The organism is Nocardia sp. NPDC059154, from assembly GCF_042755705.1.
Taxonomy (GTDB): Bacteria; Actinomycetota; Actinomycetes; order Mycobacteriales; family Mycobacteriaceae; genus Nocardia.
In genome coordinates, this window is sequence record NZ_JBHZCS010000044.1 from 6,535 (window position 1) to 28,521 (window position 21,987).

Consider the following 21,987-nt stretch of genomic DNA (forward strand, 5'->3'; position numbering starts at 1 on the left):
TCGTCGAGCAGCGCCGCCACCGCCACCTCGGCGATATCGTCCGCGTGCACGAACGGCTCCGGCACATCCCCGGCGGGCAGCGCGACCTCACCGGCCAGGATGAAATCGGCGAACGCGCCCTCGCTGAAGTTCTGCGCGAACCAGGCGCACCGCACCACGGTCCACCCCAGGCCCGAATCCCGCACGATGGCTTCGCATTCCAGCGCCTCGGGCTCGCCGCGACCGGACAGCAGCACCAGCGTGCGCACGCCGGCGGCGACCGCCTGATCGCAGAACGCCTTGATATCCGCGGGCGCGCCCGGAACCGCCAGATCCGGCTGGTAGGCCAGGTACACGGCATCCACTCCCGCCAGGGCCGCCGCCCAGGTGCCGCGGTCGGTCCAGTCGAACGGGATTGCGGCCGTGCGCGAACCGGCCCGCACCGGCACGCCGCGCGCGCCCAGCAGGGCGGCCACCCGATGCCCGGTCTTCCCGGTCGCACCGAGCACGAGAACGGTGTTTGCGCTGTTCGAGGTGTTTTCGATGATCATGTATCGAGTACACCGGGATTCGGCGAGCGCGAACATGGTTGAGAAGCGCACGGGCATTTGCCATCGTCTTCGGTATGGATGCGTTGGCCAGCCTGCTCGAAGGACCACGCGCGCGAGCCGCATTCGTGATGCGCTCGTCGGTCGACCCGCCCTGGTCCCTGCGCATCCGCGACGAGGCCCCGCTGACCGTGGTGGCGGTGGTGCGCGGCGGCGGCTGGGTGACACCGGAGCCCAAGGGCGGCAAGCCGACTCCGCCGCGACAGCTGAGCACCGGCGATATCGCCATCTTCCGGGGCCCCGACCACTATGTCGTCGCCGACGATCCGGCCACGCCGCCGCAGGTGCTCATCGAACCCGGCAATATCACCACCACCATGGACGGTGAAGTGCTGTGCGAGGCACTGAGTCTGGGGGTGCGCAGCTGGGGCACCAGCGCCGACGCCGAGACCGTGCTGGTCACCGGTACCTACGAGCACGAGTCGGCGGCCAGCCGGCGCCTGCTGCGGGCGCTGCCGCCGGTCGCGGTGCTCGGCCGCGGCGAAGTCGATGCCCGGGTGCTGGATCTGCTGGTCGACGAGGCCGCCAAGGACCTGCCCGCCCAGAGCGCCATGCTGGATCGACTATTGGATCTGCTGCTCATCGCCGCCCTGCGCGCCTGGTTCTCCCGTTCCGACGCGCCCGCCTGGTATCACGCCTACGGCGATCCGCTGGTCGGCCGGGCATTGCGCCTGATGCAGCACAATCCGGCCCACCCGTGGACGGTGGCGTCGCTGGCCGCCGAGGTCGGCGTCTCCCGGGCCGCCCTGGCCCGCCGGTTCACCGAGCTGGTCGGCGAGCCGCCGATGGCCTTCCTCACCGACTGGCGGCTGGCCCTGGCCGCCGACCTGCTGCACGAAACCGACGCCACCCTGGAATCCATTGCCCGCCGGGTCGGCTACGGCAGCGCCTTCGCCCTGTCCACCGCCTTCAAACGCCACTACGGCATCAGCCCCCGGGACCACCGCGCCACCCCTGACGAACGCTCCGCCTGACCGGTCAGGGTTCGGCCGGGCGGGGCGGGTTAGGGTCGCGGGGTGACGCAAGATCAGGGATACCCGGTGCTCTGGCCGGTGCCGACGCGCTGGGCCGACAACGACCACTACGGTCACGTGAACAACGTGACGTACTACTCGTACTTCGATACCGCGGTGAATGCCTGGCTGATCAGCGCCACCGGCACCGATATCCGCGACCTGCACGCCATCGGCGTCGTGGCGCAGACCTCCTGCACGTTCCTCGGCTCGATCAGCTTCCCGGACATGCTGCGGGTGGGCATCCGGGTCGCGCGGCTGGGCAACTCCAGCATCAACTACGAGCTGGCCGTCTTCCGCGACGCCAGCGACAGCCTGGAGCTGGTCGCCACCGGCACCTTCACCCACGTCTACGTGGACGAGCAGACCCGCAAGCCGGTGCCGATCCCGGCGGTCATCCGCGCGGCGGCCGAGCCGCTGGTGGTCACCGCGCCCGCGGAGGGCTAGACCCGGCCGAGCAGGGTCAGCGGATCCTCCAGCAGGGCCGCGATGCTCGCCAGGAAGCGCGAGCCCTGCTCACCGTCGATCATGCGGTGATCGAAGCTGAGCCCCAGGCTGGTCACCCAGCGCACGGCCAGTTCGTCGCGATGCACCCACGGGCGCTTGCGGATGGAACCCAGGCACAGGATGGCGCCCTCGCCCGGATTCACCAGCGGCACACCGGTATCCACGCCGAAGACGCCGACATTGGTGATGGTGAAGGTGCCGCCGGTCAAGTCGGCGGGCGTGGCGGTGCCGCTCCGCGCCTTGCCGGCCACCCCGGCGATCTCCAGGCACAGATCGCGCAGCGTGAACCCCTGCGCGTCCTTGAGATTCGGCACCAGCAGTCCGCGCTCGGTCGCGACCGCGATGCCCAGATTCACGTAGTGCTTGGTGACGATCTCCTGATTGGGTTCATCCCAGGCCGCATTGATCTCGGGGAACTCGAGCAGCGCCGCCAGCGTCGCCCGCGCCACCAGCGCCAGCGGAGTCAGGGTCAGGCCGGTGAAGCTGGGTGTGGCCCGCAGATGCTCGAGCAGCTCCATGGACGCGGTGAAATCCGCGGTCACGAAGGTGCTGGCCTGGGGAATGTGCTGGGCGCTGGCCACCATGGCTGCGGCGGTGCGCTTGCGGATTCCACTGATGGGCGTGCGGGTTTCGCGTTCGGCCGGGGCGGCGCGTCCGCCGGCCGCCGGATGCATGGGCAGCACCTCCGGCGCGGGATGCGGCGTCGGCAGGGCGCTGACGGTGGCGGGCGGCGGCGGGGTGTGGATCGGAATGTGGCCCGTCCCAAGGGCTTCGGGCCGCATCCCGTACAGGTCCTCCACGGTGACCGCGCCCTGCGGCCCGGTCCCGATCACCGCCCCCAGATCGATCCCGATCTCGCGGGCCAGTTTCCGGGCGGCGGGGGTGGCGGCGGGCCGTCCGGCCGGTGCCGAGCTGCCGAGTCCCTCGGCGCCGTCCGAGCCCATGGCGCGCCGACTCGAAACAGTCGGTGCGTCAGTAGTTTTCGCGGCGGCCCGGGCGGCGCGACGGGACACCGGCTCGCTGTCGGGGCCGTAGCCGACCAGCACCGACCGCCGTTCTTCCGGCGGCTGCGCACCGGTCTCGCCGCCCGTCGCCGCACCGCCGCCCGTCTCCGCACCGGCGCTCGGCGCCGCGGCAGCACCGGTCCGCGCCGCCACGCCGATCCGGATGAGCGGCGCGCCGACCGGCACCGTGTCGCCCGGTTCCGCCAGTAGTTCCAGCACCCGGCCCGCGTACGGGCTCGGTAGCGCCACCTGCGCCTTGGCGGTCTCGACCTCCGCGATGATCTGGTTCAGGTCCACGGTGTCGCCGACCGCGACGGACCACGACACCAATTCCGCGTCGGCCAATCCCTCTCCGAGATCGGGCAAACGAAATTCCATGACCTGCTGCTGATCTTCCACCGGGCTTCCTCCGTGGCTTGACCGTTAGGCGGCGAGCGAGCGATCGACCGCGGCGAGAATGCGATCGGGGTCGGGCAGGTGGTGCCGCTCGAGTTTAGCCGGGGGATAGGGGATGTCGAAGCCACCGACGCGCAATACCGGTGATTCCAGATGGTAGAAGCAGCGTTCCGTTATGCGTGCCGCGATTTCGGCTCCCAGCCCGGCGAATACGGGCGCCTCGTGGACCACGATGAGCCGTCCGGTTTTCCGCACCGAGGTTTCGATGGTGTCGAAATCGATCGGGGACAGGCTGCGCAGATCGATCACCTCGATCGAATGTCCCTCCGACGCCGCGATATCGGCGGCGGTGAGCGCGGTGGCGACGGTGCCGCCGTAGGCCACGATGGTGGCGTCCTCCCCGCTGGCGCAGACCTGGGCCTGGTCCAGTGCCGGTCCGCCATCCTGGTCCAGCCGGTCGAAATCCACCTCGGTCTTGTCCCAGTACCGGCGCTTGGGCTCGAAGAAGATCACCGGATCGTCGAGGGCAATGGCCTGGCGGATCATCAGATACGCGTCGGCCGGATTGCTCGGCGAGACCACCCGCAATCCCGCGGTGTGCGCGAAATACGCCTCCGGTGATTCCGAATGATGCTCGACCGAGCCGATGCCGCCGCCGAACGGAATGCGAATGGTGATGGGCGCGATCACCTTTCCGCGCGTGCGGGAGTGGATTTTCGCAACCTGCGAGACGATCTGGTCGAAGGCCGGATACACGAATCCGTCGAACTGGATTTCACAGACCGGCCGAAATCCGCGCAATGCCATTCCGAAAGCCGTTCCCACGATTCCGGATTCGGCGAGCGGCGTGTCGATGACGCGGTTGTTGCCGAAATCCTTCTGCAGCGTGTCGGTGACTCGGAAGACCCCGCCCAGCCGCCCGATGTCCTCACCCATCAGCAGGACCTTCGGGTCGTCCTCCAGCGCGCGGCGCAGTCCGTGGTTGATGGCTCCGGCGAAGGTGGTCTTCATCGCCCCGCTCCCTCCAGATAGGCGGCGTACTCGCGGCGTTCCTCCTCGATCAGCCGATGCGGTGTGGCGTACACGTGGTCGAACAGCTCCGTGGGTTCCGGATCGGGCATGGTGAGGGTGGCGGTGCGCAGCCGGGTCGCCACCTCGTCGGCGCGTTCGGCGACCGAGGTCTCGAAGGCGGTGTCCCACAGCTCTTCTCGTTCGAGCAAGCGCCGTAGGCGGTCGATGGGATCGCGCTGCTGCCAGATCTCGAGTTCGGCGGCGGTGCGGTAGCGGGTGGGGTCGTCGGCGGTGGTGTGCGGGCCCATCCGGTAGGTGATGGCCTCGATGAAGCTCGGCCCGCCGCCGGCCCGTGCGCGCAGCAGCGCCTGCCGGGTCACGGCCAGCACCGCGAGGGCGTCGTTGCCGTCCACCTGCACGCCGGGAATGCCGTAGCCGAGGGCGCGCCGCGCGATCGGGGTGGCGCTCTGTATCCGGACCGGCGCGCTGATCGCCCAGTGATTGTTCTGGCAGAAGAACACCACCGGGACACTCCAGCCGGCCGCGAATCCGAGCGCCTCGGCGATATCGCCCTGACTGGTCGCACCGTCGCCGAAGTAGGCGATGGTGGCGATCTCGGCGCCTTCGAGGTGCGCGGCGTAGGCGTAGCCGGTGGCGTGTAAACCGTGCGCCCCCACCACGATCGAGGGATTGGTCATCTTGACCGCGTCGGCGTCCCAGCAGGAGTGGGCGGCGCCGCGCCACAGCCGGGTGAGGTCCTCGGGCGGGACGCCGCGGCAGTAGGCGACACCCGCCTCCCGATAGCTGCAGAACACATAGTCGTCGGGGGCGAGGGCGTGGGCCGAACCGATCTGCGCGCCCTCCTGGCCCAGCAGTGGCGGCCACAGTCCGAGCTGGCCCTGCCGTTGCAGGGCGGTGGCCTCGGTGTCGATGCGCCGGGCCACCACCATGTCGGTGTACATGGCTCGGAGTCGGGTGCCGTCGATATCGGCGACGAGCGGGGCGTGTACGCGATCCAGTACGCGATGACCGTCGGGCTGTACGAGCTGCACCGGGTAGGTGTTCTTCTCGGGCATGGATATCGCCTCCTGACACCGGGTTACACCGTTGTCGCCCGGGGATTGTGTCCCGTGAGCAACCGATGTGTGTCCTGTACCACACAGCATCCTCCGTTGAGCGATGTGTGCAAGTATGGCGCGCCCAACTGTGCAGAATGCTCGGTCGATGGCCGGTCACAGATGTCATACTGATCCCCATGAGCAGCAGGGAGCCCCTTTCTGCCCCGCTGGACGCCACCGATGCCCGGCTGTTGCTGGAGCTGGTGGCCAACCCGCGCGCGACCGGTGTCGAATTGGCCGCTCGCCTGGGTCTCTCGCGCAATACCGTGCAGGCCAGGCTGGCTCGCTGGGAGGCGAGCGGGGTGCTGGCCAGCTTCGAGCGCCGGGTCGATCCCCGGGTGCTGGGTTATCCACTGGCAGCCTTCGTGGCGGTGGTGGTGGATCAGCATCGGCTCGACTCGGTGGTTGCCGAACTGGCCGAGATTCCGGAGGTCACCGAGGTCTGCGGCATGACCGGGCCGACCGATCTGACGGTCCGGGTGGTCGCCGCCGACGCGGATGATCTGTACCGCCTGACCGGCAGCATTCTGAAGATCCCAGGGGTGGAGCGCACCAATATGGCGCTGGTGATGCGGTCGCTGGTCGGGCCGCGTGTGACGCCGCTGTTGGAGCGGCTGGCATTGCAGAACGGGTCGGGGGGCCACCCGCAGGATGCCGACCGGTTCTGACTGTTTCGGTGAATTTCAGTCCAGTTTCGGGGGATTGGCCGCTGACCTCGGGGTGACTGGACCGCGACGATGACTCGATGAGCACCAGCGTCACCAGCACTCCGGAGGTCGGGAGTCCGCGCACGGCCGGGATCGGGCAGCCGATCGGGGCCGGAATCGTCACCGCGCTCGTCGGATTCACCAGCTCGTTCGCGGTGGTGCTGGCGGGCCTGACCGCCATGGGGGCGACCTCGGCGCAGGCGGCGTCCGGGTTGCTGGCGGTCTGCGTGACCCAGGCCCTCGGCATGATCGTGCTGAGCCGGCGGTACCGGATACCGATCACACTGGCCTGGTCCACCCCGGGCGCGGCCTTGCTGGCCAGTACGGGCGCGGTGTCCGGCGGCTGGGCGGCCGCCGTGGGCGCGTTCGCGGTGGCGGGCGGACTCATCGTGCTGACCGGTTTCTGGCAGCGGCTGGGCGCGCTCATCGCGGCGATTCCGGTGGAGATCGCGCAGGCCATGCTGGCCGGGGTGCTGCTGCCCATGTGCCTGGCGCCGGTGAAGGCGGTGCCGGTGAGCCCGGCCGTGGTGGTGCCGGTCATCGCGACCTGGCTTGTGCTGCAACGCTTCGCGCCGCGCTGGTCGGTGCTGGCCGCCTTCGCGGTCGCGGCCGTCGGCGCGGGTGTCGACATCGCCGTCACCCATCGCCGCATGGACCTGTCGGCCATGGTGCCGCGGGTGGAATGGACTGTGCCGCACTGGAGTTGGCAGGCAGTGATCGGGGTCGCGGTGCCGCTCTACATCGTGACCATGGCCGCGCAGAACATTCCGGGTACGGCGGTCATGAAGACCTTCGGCTATCAGGTGCCGTGGCGGGCGGCCATGACGGTCACGGGCCTGGGCACCATGCTCGGTGCGCCCGCGGGCGGGCACGCCATCAACCTGGCGGCCATCAGTGCCGCGCTCTCCGCCGCGCCGTCCGCGCATCCGGATCCGCGGCGCCGGTGGATCGCCGCGTTCACCGCGGGCGGCATGTACCTGGTGCTCGCACTGGCCTCGGGTGCGCTGGTGATGCTGGTGGCCGCGGCGCCGAAGGGCGTCCTGGAAACCGTTGCGGGCCTTGCCCTCATCGCCACCCTGGCGGGTGCGCTGACCGCCGCGTTGACGCCCGCCGCCCATCGTTCCGCGGCCGCGCTCACCTTCCTGGTGGCCGCGTCCGGAATCTCGCTGCTCGGCATCGGCGCGGCCTTCTGGGCGCTGGTCGCGGGCCTGCTGGCGCGCTGGTTCCTGCCCCCGTCGAAATAGCGGACCGGGCAGGCTGCGGGGTGCGGCCGGCGGTGGCTAGGGTGGGGTGGTTCGGCTTCAACGGGCGATGAATCGGCGAAGAGGAGTTGGCTTGAGTTCGGTGCTGATTTCGGTTGCGGAGCTTGCGGACCTGCTGGGCCAGAGCGGCGGCCGGGTGCGATTGCTGGACGTCCGGTGGGCGCTCGGAGATCCGGACGGACCGCAGCATTATCTGGACGGCCATATTCCGGGCGCGATATTCGTCGACCTGGAAACCGAACTCGCCGATCCGCCCTCCGCCGCCAAGGGCCGCCACCCCATGCCGGACCTGGCGCACCTGCAGAAGTGCGCGCGCAGCTGGGGCGTGTCCGACGGGGACCTGGTGGTCGTCTACGACGCCACCGGCGGCATGGCCGCCGCGCGGGCCTGGTGGCTGCTGCGCTGGGGCGGCGTGGCCGATGTGCGCATTCTCGACGGCGGACTGCCGGCGTGGGAGCAGGCCGGGGGCAAGATCGTCACCGGGGACGAAACCGCCCCGCAGCCGGGCACCGTGGTCCTGTCCCCGGACAATATGCCGACCATCGACGCCGATGGCGCGGCCGGCTGGCCGGGCCTGCTGCTGGATGCCCGCGCGGGCGAGCGCTACCGCGGCGAGGTGGAACCCGTGGACCCGCGCGCCGGGCACATTCCGGGTGCGGTGAGCGCGCCGACCGCCGAGAACCTCACGGCCGCTGGGCAATTCAAGCCGACCCCCGAATTGCGTTCCCGTTTCGATGGATTCGGTTCCGGGCCGGTCGCGGTGTACTGCGGTTCCGGCATCACGGCCGCCCACCAGGTCGCGGCGCTGGCCGTCGCCGGTATCGACGCCGCGCTCTATCCCGGCTCCTGGTCGCAGTGGTCCAACGACCCCAAGCGGCCGGCCGCCACCGGCGCCGAACCGGCCTGATCAGCCGGGTTTGACGGCGGTGAGGATGCCGGTTGCGAACGGGCCGGTGCGGAATTCGACTGCCGTGAAACCGATGTCGGTGAGCACGTCGCGGTAGCGGCGGATGTCGACCGCCGACAGCGGATCCCCGGCCCCGTCGCCGTCATGGGAGTGCCCCTGGCCGCCGGCGCGGTGCGCGGCCAGCTGGGCCATGGCGCGAACGGCGAGACCGCGCAGGCCCGAGGTCGGATGGGTGTCGGCGAGCAGCAGGCGGCCGCCCGGGCGCAGGACGCGGAAGACGCCCGCCAGGGCGGTCTTTCGCTCGGATTCGGCGATGTGGTGCATGGCGAAGGTCGAGGTCGCCACATCGAACGAGGCGTCCGGGTAGGGCAGCGACTGGGCCGCGCCGAGGTCGAAGCTGCAGTTGGGGGCGGCGTGGGCGGTCGCGTAGGCGATCATCTGCGGCGACGGGTCCACGCCGATCGCCCGGCCGTCCGGTCCGGCCTGCCGGGCCAGCTCATTGGCCAGCCGCCCAGGGCCGCAACCGAGATCGAGAGCGTGATCGCCCGGGCGGATGCCGCTGGTCGTGGCGAAGTACCGCGCCAGGCTGCCCGCGCGGCCCAGGAAGTAGACGTCGGTGAGCAGCTGATAGCGGCGCGGCCAGGTGATGAGGGCCCCGACGGGCCGGGATTCGATATCGGACACTTGCTCGTGCTGGGTCATGTGGTCAATCATCGAAGGATGGAAAAGTCCAGGCCAGGCGCAGTTTCTGGGGATGTGTACGATTCCGGACAGTCGGATGGAATCCGTCCGGGAACGGCCCCGGAGGCCGACCGCCGCGTCCGCCGCACCCGCACGGCACTGCACCGGGCGCTCATCGAGCTCATGCAGGACCGGTCCTATGCCCGGATCACGGTGCAGGACATCATCGATCGCGCCGATGTCGGCCGCTCCACCTTCTACGCGCACTACCGCGACAAGGACGATCTGCTGCTGGTCAGCTGTATCGAGCATGTGCGAGGCGAGATTTCGGCCCAGCTGGCCTGCTATCCGGGCGAACCGCCGCCGCTGGCCCCCGTCGAGATCCTGTTCAAGCTGGTCGCGGCGCATCCGGACGTGTACCGGCCACTGGTCCGGCAGCGGGCGAACACCATTGTGCTGCGGTCGATCCGGCAGATGTACGCCGAACTGCTGACCGAGCACCTGGGCCCGCGGCTCGGGCCGGACCCCGTCGCGGCGGGCGCGACCATCACATTTCTGTCCTGGGGTATATACGGATTGCTCGAATCGGTCATGGATCCGCGCCAGGAGCTCACCGCCGATCAGGCCTACCGCCACTTCGCCACGCTATGGGCAGCCGCGGGCGACCCGCGACAGGGCGTCCCGGTCGGCGGCGGTGACCGGTAGCCCGTACCGGTTCGCGGCCATCAGGTACTTGCCCGCGTAGAAGCAGCGGTTCGCGCGGGCGGGCGGCAGCCAGTCGCCGGGCGTGCGATCGCCCTTGTCCTCGTTGGTCTTTCCGTCCACCGCGAGCAGGTTGTAGTCGACGTCGTTGGCGAAGCGCACGCGCCGCGGCAGCGGCCACCCGGCCGCGCCCAGATCCCAGGCGGCCGCCAGCGGATACACGTGATCGATCTGCACGGCCTTGGCCGCGGCCCGATCGAAGGCGATGCGCTGCCCGGTATAGGGATCGTCCAGCGACCCGGCCACCACCACGCAACCGTTCCCGGGCCGGAAGGCCACCCGGGTGAGCTGCCTGGCCAGCACGGTATTGCGGCTGTCGCACCCGTCGTGACCGCCCGGCCCGTCGTGATCATCGGTCCACGCCGGTCCGAACACGCATCCCTGCCCGCTGCCGCAACCACGTTCGTAACCGCCCGGACGCGGCCGGGCGGGCACCGTGCGGACACCCGCCAGCAGCCGTTCGAGCTGGACGCGGGTGGGGCTACCCGGCGCCGGGGTCACCTGCCCGAGGGACTCGCACCCAAGGACCACGAGCAGGACGACCACCGCGCCGAGCAGCCGGAGCAGGAAGGTTCCGCCCGTGAGCCACACGGCAATACGTGTACCGCACCAGCCGATCGGTGAGTGCCGTCACGCGGACTTCGCACTCCCGTTGGGCTTACTAGAGCCAGGCGTGCGCGAGGATGTCGTCCGCGGCGGTTTCGGAGAGCTGCGGCGGAAAGCGGGTTGCCGCAATGGAATCCACACACGCGCCGTCGTGGCCGATGAGCCACGAACCGCCCTGCTCCTCGCATTCGGCGATCTTGGCGAAAACGGTGAGCAGGAACGTGATGGAGTCGCGTGGGTCGGCGGTGCGGGCGAGGCGCTGCGACTCGCCGGGCCGGGACAGATCCAGCCACACCCCGGACTGCCCGTCCAGGCGCATCCCCACGATCTTGCTCGTGTCCACGAAGGTGAATTTCCGCCGTTCCCACTGTGTCGTGGGGGTGAAGCTCTGCTCGAGCACTTGGAGCAGAATCGTCATCGTCACGGCCTCCCTACGGTCTCGAAAGTGCCACGGCTCCGGATTGAGTCGCGGTGGATTGTCGGGTGCGCCCCGCGCGGCTGCCGTCCGGGCACGACGATGTCGTACAACGGACACAGCGGACACCGACGCCTGCGGTGACCTGCGGATTTATCCAGTATGTTCCGTATCCGATCAGAAATAAAGAGGGGCCGGCCGGCTTGTCGGAGGTGACTGATTGGATGGGCGGATGTTGCACGGGCTGTGGTCGCCGGGGTCCGGGTTGGTGCTGTGGCACGACCCGGGCGAGGACACGGCCGGGGATGCGGAGGGTTTGCCGGAGCCGCTCGGGTCGATCGTGCGCGGGGCGAAGTGGCGGCATCGGGCGCAGGTGCTGGTGCGGGGGGAGCACGGGCCGGAGCAGACGCGGGTGCGGGCGCATGCGCTGGCACCGGAGACGGCTGCCCGGGTCCTGTCGCAGGAACTACCGGCGGGGGCGGTGGCGGGGGATCTGCGGTTTCTCGGGCATGTGGCGCGCGGGGTGCAGCGGTGGGTGCGGGCGGGGCGGGTGGTGCCGGAGGTGCGGCGGGACGACGGGGAGTGGTGGGTGCGGTGGCGGCTGGTGGGCGGGCAGCGGCAGCGGGCCTGGCTGGCGGAGCTCGCGGTGGCCATGCCGGGCGCGTTGCAGGTGGCCGGGCGGCCTGCCGAGGTGCTGGAGAACCTCGTCGGTGAGTTGGCCGATCCCCTCGTGCGACTGCACATTCCGGAACGGCCGGATCGGGAATCGGGGTCGCATCCGCTGCTGACCGCGCTGGCGGAGGCGACGCCGCTGGAGACCGGATCGCATCGGGTGGCCTCGGTGCTGGACGACTGGCGGACCAGTCTCACCGCCGACGAGCCGGAGCTGGTGCTGCGGCTGCTGGAACCGGACGGCGAGGAACCGGGCGAACTGTGGCGGCTCGAGGTCTGCCTGCGCGAGGAAGGGGAGGCGCCGCAACCGGTGCTGCTGCCGGGGGATCCGCAGCTCATGCGAATTGCGGGGGAGAAGCTGGCGGCCGCCAAGCAGGCGTATCCGCGCCTGCGCGATCTACCCGGCGATGCCCGCAGCATGGATCTGTTCCTGCCCACCGAGGTGGTGATGGATCTGGTCGTGCACGGGGCGAACGCGCTGCGGTCGGCCGGGGTGCGGCTCCTGCTGCCGCGGGCCTGGCGGGTGGCCGCGCCCGCCATGAAGCTGCGGGTGCAGAGCCCGGCCGCCACCGAAACCGCCGTCGGGCTCAAGGGTTTGGTGTCCTTCCGCTGGGAGCTGGCGCTGGGCGACACCGTGCTGACGCCCGCCGAGATGTCGCGGCTGGTGGACGCGAAATCGGATCTGGTGCGGCTGCGCGGGGAGTGGGTGCAGGCCGATCACCGCATGCTGGCCGCGGCCGCCGACTACGTCTCGGGCCGCACCGACGAGATCGAGACCACCGTCGGCGGCCTGTTCGCCGAGCTGTCCGCGCATCCGGTGATCGGGGTGCCGCTGGAGGAGGTCACCGCGACCGGCTGGGCCGCGGAGCTTTTCGACGGTGAGCGGTCGGTCGAGCCCGTCCCGGATCCGGTCGGGTTGAAGGCCCAGCTGCGGCCGTATCAGCAGCGCGGCCTGACCTGGCTGGCGGCCATGAGCCGGCTCGGATGCGGGGCGATCCTCGCCGACGACATGGGTCTCGGCAAGACCGTGCAGGTGCTGGCCCTGCTGGTGCACGAGCGGGAAACAGCTGCTGCCGCAAGTGAATCGGAGGCCGTCGGGCCTACCCTGCTGGTGTGCCCGATGTCGGTGGTGGGCAACTGGCAGCGCGAGTCCGAACGCTTCGCCCCGGATCTCCGGGTGCTGGTGCACCACGGCGCCGGTCGGCGGTCGGGCGCGGAATTGGCTGCGGCGGTGGCGGATTCGGATCTTGTGGTGACCACCTACGCGCTGCTGGCCCGGGATGTCGAGGACCTGAAGCGCCAGGACTGGCAGCGGGTCGTGCTGGACGAGGCACAGCACATCAAGAACGCCGGGACCCGGCAGGCGCGCGCGGCACGGCTGGTGCCGGCGCGACACCGCCTGGCGCTCACCGGAACCCCGGTGGAGAACCGGCTCGAGGAGCTGCGCTCGATCCTGGATTTCGCCAATCCCAAGCTGCTGGGCAAGGCCTCCGAGTTCCATGCCCGCTTCGCGGTGCCGATCGAGCGAGAGCACGACGAGAACGCCGTCACCCGTCTGCGCGCCATCACCTCGCCGTTCGTGCTGCGCCGGGTCAAGACCGATCCGGCGGTGATCTCGGATCTGCCGGAGAAGATCGAGATGACGGTGCGGGCCAACCTCACCGTGGAGCAGGCGGCGCTGTATCAGGCCGTGCTGGACGATATGTCGGCCAAGCTGAAGGCGGCCGAGGGCATGGAGCGCAAGGGCGCCGTGCTGGCCGCACTGACCCGGCTCAAACAGGTGTGCAACCATCCCGCGCATTTCCTCAGCGACGGGTCGGCGCTGCTGCGCCGGGGACATCATCGGTCCGGGAAGCTGGCGCTGGTGGAGGACATTCTGGAGTCGGCGATCGCCGACGGGGAGCGGGCGCTGCTGTTCACCCAGTTCGCGGAGTTCGGAAACCTGCTGGCGCCCTTCCTGTCCGAGCGTTTCGGGGCGGAGGTGCCGTTCCTGCACGGCGGGGTGAGCAAGCAGCGCCGCGACGACATGGTCACCCGCTTCCAGGAGGAGGACGGCGCGCCGCTCATGCTGCTGTCGCTCAAGGCCGGCGGCACCGGACTCAACCTGACCGCCGCCAATCACGTGGTGCACCTGGACCGCTGGTGGAATCCGGCGGTGGAGAACCAGGCCACCGACCGCGCCTTCCGCATCGGCCAGCGCCGTGATGTCCAGGTGCGCAAGCTGGTCTGCGTCGACACCATCGAGGAGCGCGTCGACGACATGCTGAAGGGCAAGAGTCAGCTCGCCGACCTCACCGTGGGCACCGGCGAGAACTGGATCACCGAACTCGGCGACGACGAATTGCGGGAACTGTTCGCCCTGGGATCGGAGGCGGTCGGCGAATGAGCAATGTCATCGACTTCAGCGAGTACGGCAAGCGCCGCCCGGTGCGCGGCGGGGTGCAGCCGCGCAGCCGCCGGGGCACCGCGTTCGCCCGGACCTGGTGGGGCCGTTCGTTTCTGGAAGCGGTCGAGGGCGTCGCGGACGCCGGTCGCCTGGCTCGCGGCCGTTCCTACGCCCGCACCGGTCAGGTGGTGAACTACCGCCTGGAGCCCGGCCTGGTGAGCGCGGAAGTGCAGGGCAGCCAACCCCGCCCGTTCATCTCGGTGCTGACCCTGCGGCAGTTGCGCGACGACCGCCTCGACGAGCTGGTGGACCTGGTCCGTGCCACGCCCGGCATGCTGGGTGAGATCGCCGCGGGCACCCTGCCCCAGGCCCTCGGCCCGCTGCTGCTCCCCACCACGGTGTCGGAGCTCGACTTCTCGTGCAGCTGCCCCGATTCCGGCTGGCCCTGCAAGCACGCCGCCGCCGTCTGCTACGTCATCGCCGAACGCCTCGACGAGCGCCCGGGCGAACTGCTCACCCTGCGTGGCATCGAACTCGACGCCCTCATCGGCAGCGTCCAGCGCGCCGATCCGCCCGCCGAATCCACCGATCTCTACGGCGACAACACGGCGCTCCCCGCCCTCCCCAAGCCCGAATTCCGTCCGGCCCCGGACGATCTCGACGCCGTCCTGCTCCGCCAGGCCCTGCGCATGACGGCCGAGGACGAGCAGTCCGTCGCCGCCGGTCTACGCGAACTCCGCGCCCTCTACCGCGCCCTCGACACCTGAGGCATCCGGCTGGGCCGTCGCGGTGCGGGCCGCGGGGCGGACGGTGGTGCGGCGTTCGCCGAGGGATTCGAAGTGGTAGTCGCGCAGGTCGAAATGGGCGGCGCGCCAGGCGGCTTCGGGGGTGCTCATGGCGCGCAGCGGGACGTCGCCGTTCTTGTCGAAGTAGTAGGAATTGGCCAGGGTGCAGCTGTCCTGCCAGAAGACCTGGGTGCCGCGGCGGGCGAGCATTTCCTGGAAGTAGCGCTCGTTGGCCTCGGGGGTGACCTCGATGCGGGTGGCGGCGCGGCGGCGGGCATTACGGAGCAGGCGCAGGATGTGGGTGGTCTGCATCTCGATGAGGGTGAAGTAGGACGCGCCGTTGTAGCCGTAGGGGCCGATGATGGTGAAGAAGTTGGGGAAGCCGGGCACACTGACCCCCTCGTAGGCCTGGAGGCGGTGGGTGTCCCACCAGTCCTCGAGGCGCAGACCGCCGCTGCCGTGCAGGTCGAAGGTGGGCATATTGCCGGACTCCATGACCTTGAAGCCGGTGGCCATGATGAGCACGTCGACCTGGTGGTGGCGGCCGGTGGTGCGCAGTCCGGTGGCGGTGATCTCGGTGATGGGATCGGTTTCCAGCGTGACGTTCTCGCGGTTGAAGGTCTTCAGGTAGTCGTTGGAGAACGACGGCCGCTTGCAGCCCAGCGCGTATTTCGGCGTGAGCTGCTCCCGGACGATCGGGTCCTGCACCTGATCGCGCAGGTGGGCCAGCCCGGTGCGCTCGCCGAGCTTCACCATGGGCAGCACCTTGTAGTAGTGCGCCGAGAGTGGGAAGGTCAGCTCCACGAACGCCTGGCTGAGCCAGCGGGTGAGGAACTGCCCGCCGGGCAGCCGCATCAGGGCGCGCACCGGTGGCGGCAGGGGCGCGTCCGGCCGGGGCAGGCACCAGATCGGAGTGCGCTGGAAGACAACGAGTTCCGATACCTCCGGGGCGATCTCGGGAATGATCTGGATGGCCGAGGCGCCGGTGCCGATGATGCCGACCCGCTTGCCGCGCAGATCGATCCCGTGATCCCAGCGCGCGGTGTGCATGGTTTCGCCCCGGAATCGCTCCGCGCCGGGGATATCGGGCAGTTTGGGCCGGGTCAGCACCCCGGTCGCGCCGATCAGGAAGCGGCAGGTGAGCTCGTCGCCGTCGGTGGTGCGCACCCGCCACAGGTGCAGCACGTCGTCGAAGTCGGCGCGGGCGATGGTGGTGCCGAACCGGATCCGCGGCCGCAGCCCGTATTTCTCGACGCAGTGCTCGGCGTACGCCTGCAACTCCCGTCCGGGCGCGTACACCCGCGACCAGGAGCGCTGCTTCTCGAACGAGTACTGGTAGCTGAACGACGGAATGTCCACGGCGATGCCGGGATAGGTGTTCCAGTGCCAGGTGCCGCCCACCCCGTCCGCCTCGTCGATCATGACGAAATCGTCGAAACCGGCCTTGCGCAGCGCGATCGCGGTCCCGATTCCCGAGAATCCCGCGCCCACGATGACGATCTCGTGGTCCACGACGGTCTTTGTCACGATGCGTCCTCCGCGTAGATGATGCAGTCCACCCGATGCTCGACCCCGTCCACGGTGCGAATCCCGAGCGGCGCGAGCCGGGCGATGGGCCAGCTGATGAGCCGGCAGTTCCGCTGCCGCAGGGCCCGGTAGTAGCGACTGTGCACCCGCACCGCGGCGGGCCGATCCGGCGTCAGCTGCCGCCGCTCCCACGAATCCCCCACCTGCGCACGCAGATTCGCCGCGGCAGCCCGCCGCAGCGCCTGCTGCGCGCACCAGCGCAGGACGCCCGGCCCCGAGGCGCCCGGCGCGCTCGAGGCGGGCCCCGGAACTCCACGGGTAACCTCCCTGGATCCGGCATGCGGTGGACCATCTTTGCGCGCCGCTCGTGTCGGGCCGTGTTCCTCTGCACGCCTGCCGGCCGGCGCGGTGCTGTCCCCCTGGCGGGCGGCCCCACGCTCTTCCCGGCGTGCCGGAGCTCCGGGCAACGGCGGCGCGGAGTCGCTGGGCAGCAGTCCCAGCGCATCGGCGGGCAACCGGCGCAACAGAATTCCGGCTCCGGGGACGGGTGGGGTGGGCAGAATCCAGATCGGATCGTGCTGGAACACGGTTACTCTGCGCGCCTGGGCGACGATCGGCGGGACCACCCTCGCCAGTGCGGCGCCGCTGCCGATGACCGCTACGTGGAGGCGGTCCAGCTCGTGCTGGTCACGCCAGCGGGTGCAGTGAATCTTGGGCCCGGTAAAGGCGTCGCGGGCTCTGCCCGGGTCGCTCCGGCGGATCGGGGCGGTCATTTCGCCACCGGCTCGTAGGTCAGGGCCTTGGACCAGGAAGGGGTGTGGCGCAGGACGCGCACCGGGAATCGGTCGATGGCCTTGTTCAGGGCGTCGTTGATGCCCTGGATCGGCTGCCAGTGGTTGATGGTGGCCATGCCGTGCAGCCGGACCACGTGGTAGAGCGGCACGCGTTTGATGTCCGGGCTGCGCTCACCGGCTTTCTCGTAGCGCCGCACGGCATTCCAGAGCTTCTCCTCGTCCAGCCCCATCGCCATGATGTTGGCGGACATGCGGGACAGCAGCGGCGTGTACAGCAGCGCGCCGAGCAGGAAGGTGGGCCGCAGCGCGAAACCCGCTGTCTCGATGGCGATTCGCCGCAGCGGTCCCGCGCCGAGCTGCTCGAGCACCTGGAACCCGACCGCCAGATGCCGGGACTCGTCGCTGTTGATGTGCCGGAACACCTCGTGGCACAGCGGATCCCGCACCTCGTCGAGCAGGAACTTCACCAGTGCCCCGTCCAGCGCGCACTCCAGCGAGGGGATCACGGTGCCCAGCACCGGCAGGGACAGGTCGTCCCCGTACCGGTCCAGCCATTCGATGACGAGCCGGATGTTCTTGTTGGGCAGCGGCATCGCGTCGCCGTCGAGCATGCCCCAGCGCTGCATCAGGGCAAGTTCGGCATTGGCGTGCTTCTGCTCCTCGGCGTGGAAGTACCGGTAGATCTCCTTGAGCGGCCCGTCGGGGGCGCGCAGCGTGAGCGCCGCGAACCCGCGGGCGCCGACGTGCTCGATCCACACCAGATCGGCCATGAAGGCCGCGAGCGCGGGTCGCTGCTCATCGGTGATGAGCTCGGCTCCCGGTGCGTCCCAGTCGAGATCGGCCAGCGCCCACTGCCGATCCTGGACGACACCGAGCATGTCGGAATACGCGAACGCCATTGTTCAACTCCTTGCCGCTGTGGCTACCGCACCAGCCGCTCCAGCAATCCGGCTGCGCGGGTGTAGGTCTCGGGCAGCAGTCGCTTGGACTGCCAGATCGCCTTGGCCTCGAGCTGCGGGACCACGTACAGCTGACCGTGATCCACCGCGTCGAGGGTGGCGCGGGCGATGGACGCGGGCGGCCGGCCGGTCCAGCGGATGAGGCGGTCGCCCCAGAGCTGGATGGTCTCGTCGCCGATCTCCACGCCTTCCAGAATGTTGGTCCGCACCCCGGTGGGGCACAGCACGGTGACGGTGACGCCGGTGCCGGACAGTTCCGCGGCCAGCGTTTCCGACAGCGCCAGCACCCCGGCCTTGCTCACGTTGTAGGCGCCCATGCGCGGCGCCGACCCGAAGGCGGCCGCGGAGGCCACGTTCACGATCGAGCCGTGCCCGCTCGCGCGCAGCCGGGGCGCGAAGACATGGCAGCCGTGGATGACGCCCCACAGATTGACGTCGAGCACCTGATGCCATTCCGCGGGCGGGGTGTCGCCGATGAGTGTGCCGCCGCGCCCGATACCGGCGTTGTTGACCACCAGATCCGGGCTCTTGCCGAACCATTCCTCGGCGGTGTTCGCCAGCACGGTCACCTGGTCCAGGCTGCTCACGTCGCAGACGGTGTCGAAGGCCTTTCCCCCGGTGTCGCCGATCATTTCGGCGGTGTCGCGGGCGCGCCCGGCGTCGATGTCGGAGCAGACCACCCGCCCGCCGCGCTTGCCGATCTCGATCGCGAAGGCGCGGCCGATGCCGCTGCCCGCACCGGTCACCACCGCGTCCGCCTGCTGAGTGCGGCGGGGTCCGCCGAAGGGGTTGAGTCGCATGGGAACTCCCGGGGCCGTGCCGTCCGGGCAGTCAATTGGTGGCGTGTGCCACCACTGGCCGCACCTGCCACCAATTAGGCTCCCGGTGCGCTATTTTGTCAACTATGGACGTGCCCGCACCGGCAGCCGCCGACGTGTCCCCGGGGCCCGCGCCGACCCGGCGCGGCGGCACCTGGGGCGGCCGCACCCAGGAGGAACGCCGCGCCGAGCGCCGCGAGCGGCTGATCGCGGTGGCGCTGGACATCTGGCTCGAAAACGGCTGGGCCGCAGTGACCATGCGCGGCGTGTGCACCCGCGCGGGCCTCAACGACCGCTACTTCTACGAGCACTTCGCCGACCGCGACCAACTGCTGGGCGCGGTCTGGGACGAGGTCGGATTCCAGGTGCTGGCGGAACTCTCGGCGGTGGTCGCCGAGAACCTCGAGCATCCGGCACTGGGCATTCTGCGCCTGGCCATCGCCCGCGCGGTCGCCCTGCAGTCGGAGGGTCCGGCGCGCATCCTGTTCGGCGACCATGCCGGCAGCCGCATCCTCGAGGAACGCCGCACCGCCATGCTCACCGAGGCCACCGACCTGCTGATCGCCACCGCCCGCCCCTACCTGCGGCCCGGCGTCGACGAATCCGACCTGCGCATGGGCGTTCTCATGGGCATCGGCGGCTTCATCGAACTCCTGACCGCCTGGCGCACGGGCGCCATCGATGCCGACGCCACCCGGATCGTCGACCACGTCAGCCGCACCGCCGATCTGCTCGGCGCGCAGTACCTCGCTTTGCCGGGCTGAGTGATCCTGGCCTGCCCGGCCGATGGGCTACTTGACCGCCCAGACCATGGACTCCGGCCCGGCGAGGTGTTCGGTCTGGGGGTCGCGGAAACCGGTGTCGGCCAGCCAGGTTCGCAGGTCGGCGGCGGTGTAGTCGAAGCCGCCGGGGGTCTCGATGAGCATGTTGAGGCTCATCAGCAGACCGGAGAGATTGGTGCGGCGGTCGTCGTCGATGAGCGACTCGTAGACGAGGATGGCGCCGCCGTCGGGGAGGGCGCGGTGGGCCTTCTCCAGCAGCATGAGCTTGGTGGGCAGGTCCCAGTCGTGCAGGATGTGACCGAAGACCAGGACATCGGCCTCGGGCAGCTCATCGGTGAAGAAGTCGCCGGCCTGGAAGATGACCCGATCCGCCACCGGCGCACTGTATTCGGTGAAGATCGGCTCCACCGCCGCCAGGTCGTAGCCGATGCCGTGCAGGTGCGGATTGGTCTCCAGGACGGTGCGCAGCAGCGCGCCCTGGGCGGTGCCGATGTCGGCCATCGACTTCCAGCGATGCCACGGGAACACCTCGGCGAGGGCGTGCGCACTGGGCAGCGACAGCCCGGTCATGGCGCGCTGAAAGTCATAGAGCCGCTGCGGATCCCGGTAGAGCGTGGTGAAGAAGTCGCCGCCGTCGCGGGCCTCGTTCTGCGGCTGCCCGGTGCGCAGGCCCTCGGTGAGCCGGCCCCAGAACGGGTAGAGCCGGGCCGCGGCCATCTCCAGGAAGCCGCCGATGTACTCGCTGCCGGTGCTGTCCAGGTAGGTGGCGGTGTCGGCGGTATTGGCGTACCGATCGTCGGTGCGCCGCAGCATCTCCATGGCCACCAGCGCGTCGAAGAAGTCGCGGGCGGACCGCGGATGCAGGCCCAGTTCGCGCTGTAGCTGCTCGGCGGTCATTTGCCGATGCCCGAGCACGGTGAACACGCCGAGTTCGACAGCGCTGAGCAAGGTCCGGGACTCCCAGAAACCCATTCCGATCCGCAGGATCCGTTCCATGGCGCATCACGATAGCCACAGCGACCCTCCGGCAAAGGCAGACGCGGCAAATCCGTCCCGGGGAGTGGGCTCAGAGCACGTCGATCCCGTACACCCGTTCGGCATTGCGGCGGAAGATCTGCTCGATGGCCTTGTCGTCGGCCCCGTGCCCGGCCAGCGCGGTGGCCACCGCCTCCGCGGCATTCGGGATGCTCGTAATCGGCTTGTCCACAGGGAAATTCGAGCCCCAGATGAGCCGATCGGCCCCGAACACGTCGAGCGCGTGCTCCAGCATCGGCGAAATCCGTTCCACCAGTATCGGAACCGGGGTCGGCTGACCCCGCCGCGGCACCGGATGCCCGAGGATCGGCATCATCAGGCCGCTCACCTTGGCCACCACATTGGCGTGCTGGGCGAGAGCGGTGAGGTCGTCGCGCCAGCGCACGAACAGCTCGCGCCGCTGCCCGGGATTGCGCCCGGTGTTCCGCCCGACCGGCCCGAAAATGCCTGCGGGCGTGGCGAGATGGTTGAGCACGATGGTGGTGCCGGGATAGCGCTCGGCCAGCGCGGCCACCTCGGGCAGCTGCCCCGAGTACACCCACGCCTCGAACGCGAGCTCGCGGTCGGCGAGCGCGCCGAAGCCGTCCAGGAAGGCGGGAGAGGTGAGCAGGCCCGGCGTCTTGCGGGTCGCCCGCACGTCCGGGTCCGGGTGGTATTCGACGCGGGCGCGAATGCCCCGGAACAGCGGCGAGGCGGCCCGGTGCGCGTCGAGCAGTTCGGCGAACTCGGCGGCGGTGGGGTCGCCCGCGCCCATGATCGCCCCGAGCGCGGGGGTGTCCACGCCGAAGGGCAGGCTGCTCACCCACCGGGTTTCGTCGGCGGGCCCGAGCGGACCCTTGCCGACCCACTCCACCTCGATGTGCACGATGGCCTCGACCGGCACGTCCCCGGCGTCTTCCTGATAGTCGCGCGGCAGGTACGGATGGACGACAGGTGTTGGATCCCCGACGAATTCGCGGTCGCGCCGCGGCGCCAGCCGTTTCGCCAGATCGATCGGCACCGGCACATACCGGAACAGCTTCGCCAGCCCGCTGAACTCGCGTGGCGTGGTGAGCGGATCCCACTGGTGAATGTGGGCGTCCACGACAGTCATTCCCGCGAGGTCCATGAGATGCCTTCCGTCTGGGTCAGCCTGTTCGGATTGTTCCACGCCCATCCGCTCGAGCTCGCGTGTTCGGACATCGAAGCACGCCCCGCCCTCGCCACCCCGGCGACACCGCCGCGGTCGTCGCCCCGGCCGGCATCCCGGCGGG

At 70.0% G+C, this 21,987-nt stretch carries 22 protein-coding genes; 9 read left to right on the forward strand and 13 right to left on the reverse strand.

Features of this window, described 5'->3' with window-relative positions; translation table 11 throughout:
* Positions 1-530, reverse strand: a 530-nt coding sequence (locus ACFXN1_RS31905; protein WP_379463735.1) for an SDR family oxidoreductase, incomplete at its 3' end; no start/stop codon positions are given.
* Between the two features lie 74 nt (positions 531-604).
* Here ACFXN1_RS31905 and ACFXN1_RS31910 point away from each other — a divergent pair.
* Together ACFXN1_RS31910 and ACFXN1_RS31915 are read left to right on the forward strand one after the other, a co-directional pair.
* Positions 605-1,561, forward strand: a complete 957-nt coding sequence (locus ACFXN1_RS31910) for a cupin domain-containing protein (protein ID WP_379441180.1) — start codon at positions 605-607, stop codon at positions 1,559-1,561.
* Between the two features lie 42 nt (positions 1,562-1,603).
* Positions 1,604-2,047 carry an acyl-CoA thioesterase gene (locus ACFXN1_RS31915; protein WP_379441181.1) on the forward strand — a complete coding sequence of 148 codons (444 nt, stop codon included), beginning with the start codon at positions 1,604-1,606 and terminating at the stop codon, positions 2,045-2,047.
* Here the strand turns inward: ACFXN1_RS31915 and ACFXN1_RS31920 are convergent.
* Genes ACFXN1_RS31920 through pdhA form a run of 3 tightly spaced genes read right to left on the reverse strand, consistent with a single transcriptional unit; the run spans position 2,044 to position 5,594 of the window.
* Entirely contained in the window at positions 2,044-3,510 is a 1,467-nt protein-coding gene (locus ACFXN1_RS31920) for a dihydrolipoamide acetyltransferase family protein (protein ID WP_379441183.1), read from the reverse strand. The genes ACFXN1_RS31915 and ACFXN1_RS31920 overlap by 4 nt on opposite strands.
* A 24-nt stretch (positions 3,511-3,534) precedes the next feature.
* Positions 3,535-4,518, reverse strand: a complete 984-nt coding sequence (locus tag ACFXN1_RS31925) for an alpha-ketoacid dehydrogenase subunit beta (protein ID WP_379402884.1) — start codon at positions 4,516-4,518, stop codon at positions 3,535-3,537.
* Positions 4,515-5,594 (reverse strand): pyruvate dehydrogenase (acetyl-transferring) E1 component subunit alpha, encoded by a 1,080-nt coding sequence (gene pdhA / locus ACFXN1_RS31930; RefSeq protein ID WP_379382042.1) that lies wholly within the window; start codon positions 5,592-5,594, stop codon positions 4,515-4,517. Before pdhA ends, ACFXN1_RS31925 begins: the two co-directional genes overlap by 4 nt.
* A gap of 179 nt (positions 5,595-5,773) precedes the next feature.
* Between pdhA and ACFXN1_RS31935 the strand changes: the two genes are divergently transcribed.
* The 3 genes from ACFXN1_RS31935 to ACFXN1_RS31945 all read left to right on the forward strand — a co-directional run bounded on the left by ACFXN1_RS31935 (position 5,774) and on the right by ACFXN1_RS31945 (position 8,512).
* On the forward strand, positions 5,774-6,304 hold the full coding sequence (locus ACFXN1_RS31935; RefSeq protein WP_354849423.1) for an Lrp/AsnC family transcriptional regulator: 531 nt from the start codon (positions 5,774-5,776) through the stop codon (positions 6,302-6,304).
* Positions 6,305-6,381: 77 nt separating this feature from the next.
* The gene (locus tag ACFXN1_RS31940) at positions 6,382-7,587 is read left to right on the forward strand and encodes a benzoate/H(+) symporter BenE family transporter (RefSeq protein ID WP_379441184.1); all 1,206 of its coding nucleotides are present in this window, start codon (positions 6,382-6,384) and stop codon (positions 7,585-7,587) included.
* A 67-nt stretch (positions 7,588-7,654) separates the two neighbouring features.
* Entirely contained in the window at positions 7,655-8,512 is an 858-nt protein-coding gene (locus ACFXN1_RS31945) for a sulfurtransferase (RefSeq protein ID WP_379441186.1), read from the forward strand.
* Here ACFXN1_RS31945 and ACFXN1_RS31950 read toward each other — a convergent pair whose 3' ends face one another.
* The gene (locus tag ACFXN1_RS31950) at positions 8,513-9,214 is read right to left on the reverse strand and encodes a methyltransferase domain-containing protein (protein WP_379441187.1); all 702 of its coding nucleotides are present in this window, start codon (positions 9,212-9,214) and stop codon (positions 8,513-8,515) included.
* Between the two features lie 54 nt (positions 9,215-9,268).
* Here ACFXN1_RS31950 and ACFXN1_RS31955 point away from each other — a divergent pair, with 54 nt between their 5' ends.
* Positions 9,269-9,898 carry a TetR/AcrR family transcriptional regulator gene (locus tag ACFXN1_RS31955; RefSeq protein WP_379441188.1) on the forward strand — a complete coding sequence of 210 codons (630 nt, stop codon included), beginning with the start codon at positions 9,269-9,271 and terminating at the stop codon, positions 9,896-9,898.
* Here ACFXN1_RS31955 and ACFXN1_RS31960 read toward each other — a convergent pair.
* On the reverse strand, positions 9,839-10,546 hold the full coding sequence (locus tag ACFXN1_RS31960) for an HNH endonuclease family protein (protein WP_379402878.1): 708 nt from the start codon (positions 10,544-10,546) through the stop codon (positions 9,839-9,841). The genes ACFXN1_RS31955 and ACFXN1_RS31960 overlap by 60 nt on opposite strands.
* 70 nt (positions 10,547-10,616) lie before the next feature.
* Complete coding sequence (locus ACFXN1_RS31965; protein WP_379402877.1) at positions 10,617-10,979, reverse strand: hypothetical protein; 363 nt, start codon at positions 10,977-10,979, stop codon at positions 10,617-10,619.
* A 229-nt stretch (positions 10,980-11,208) separates the two neighbouring features.
* Here ACFXN1_RS31965 and ACFXN1_RS31970 point away from each other — a divergent pair, with 229 nt between their 5' ends.
* Together ACFXN1_RS31970 and ACFXN1_RS31975 are read left to right on the forward strand one after the other, a co-directional pair.
* On the forward strand, positions 11,209-14,034 hold the full coding sequence (locus tag ACFXN1_RS31970) for a DEAD/DEAH box helicase (RefSeq protein ID WP_379441190.1): 2,826 nt from the start codon (positions 11,209-11,211) through the stop codon (positions 14,032-14,034).
* Entirely contained in the window at positions 14,031-14,801 is a 771-nt protein-coding gene (locus ACFXN1_RS31975) for an SWIM zinc finger family protein (protein WP_379441191.1), read from the forward strand. The genes ACFXN1_RS31970 and ACFXN1_RS31975 overlap by 4 nt, the downstream gene beginning before the upstream one ends.
* Here the strand turns inward: ACFXN1_RS31975 and ACFXN1_RS31980 are convergent.
* The 4 genes from ACFXN1_RS31980 to ACFXN1_RS31995 are packed head-to-tail and all read right to left on the reverse strand — an operon-like array spanning position 14,760 to position 18,899.
* On the reverse strand, positions 14,760-16,346 hold the full coding sequence (locus ACFXN1_RS31980) for a flavin-containing monooxygenase (RefSeq protein ID WP_379441192.1): 1,587 nt from the start codon (positions 16,344-16,346) through the stop codon (positions 14,760-14,762). The two genes, ACFXN1_RS31975 and ACFXN1_RS31980, sit on opposite strands and share 42 nt — an antisense overlap.
* Complete coding sequence (locus tag ACFXN1_RS31985; protein ID WP_379441194.1) at positions 16,343-17,119, reverse strand: hypothetical protein; 777 nt, start codon at positions 17,117-17,119, stop codon at positions 16,343-16,345. Before ACFXN1_RS31985 ends, ACFXN1_RS31980 begins: the two co-directional genes overlap by 4 nt.
* Positions 17,116-18,039 carry a ferritin-like domain-containing protein gene (locus tag ACFXN1_RS31990; RefSeq protein ID WP_379441195.1) on the reverse strand — a complete coding sequence of 308 codons (924 nt, stop codon included), beginning with the start codon at positions 18,037-18,039 and terminating at the stop codon, positions 17,116-17,118. The genes ACFXN1_RS31985 and ACFXN1_RS31990 overlap by 4 nt, the downstream gene beginning before the upstream one ends.
* A gap of 23 nt (positions 18,040-18,062) precedes the next feature.
* Complete coding sequence (locus ACFXN1_RS31995; RefSeq protein ID WP_379441197.1) at positions 18,063-18,899, reverse strand: SDR family NAD(P)-dependent oxidoreductase; 837 nt, start codon at positions 18,897-18,899, stop codon at positions 18,063-18,065.
* 104 nt (positions 18,900-19,003) lie between these two features.
* On the opposite strand from ACFXN1_RS31995, the gene ACFXN1_RS32000 reads away from it, so the two are divergent.
* Entirely contained in the window at positions 19,004-19,681 is a 678-nt protein-coding gene (locus ACFXN1_RS32000) for a TetR/AcrR family transcriptional regulator (protein WP_379463736.1), read from the forward strand.
* A gap of 27 nt (positions 19,682-19,708) precedes the next feature.
* Here ACFXN1_RS32000 and ACFXN1_RS32005 read toward each other — a convergent pair whose 3' ends face one another.
* Positions 19,709-20,695, reverse strand: coding sequence for a methyltransferase (locus tag ACFXN1_RS32005; protein ID WP_379441201.1), 987 nt, complete (start codon positions 20,693-20,695; stop codon positions 19,709-19,711).
* A gap of 70 nt (positions 20,696-20,765) precedes the next feature.
* Complete coding sequence (locus ACFXN1_RS32010; RefSeq protein WP_379441203.1) at positions 20,766-21,842, reverse strand: amidohydrolase family protein; 1,077 nt, start codon at positions 21,840-21,842, stop codon at positions 20,766-20,768.
* Positions 21,843-21,987: the final 145 nt, after the last annotated feature.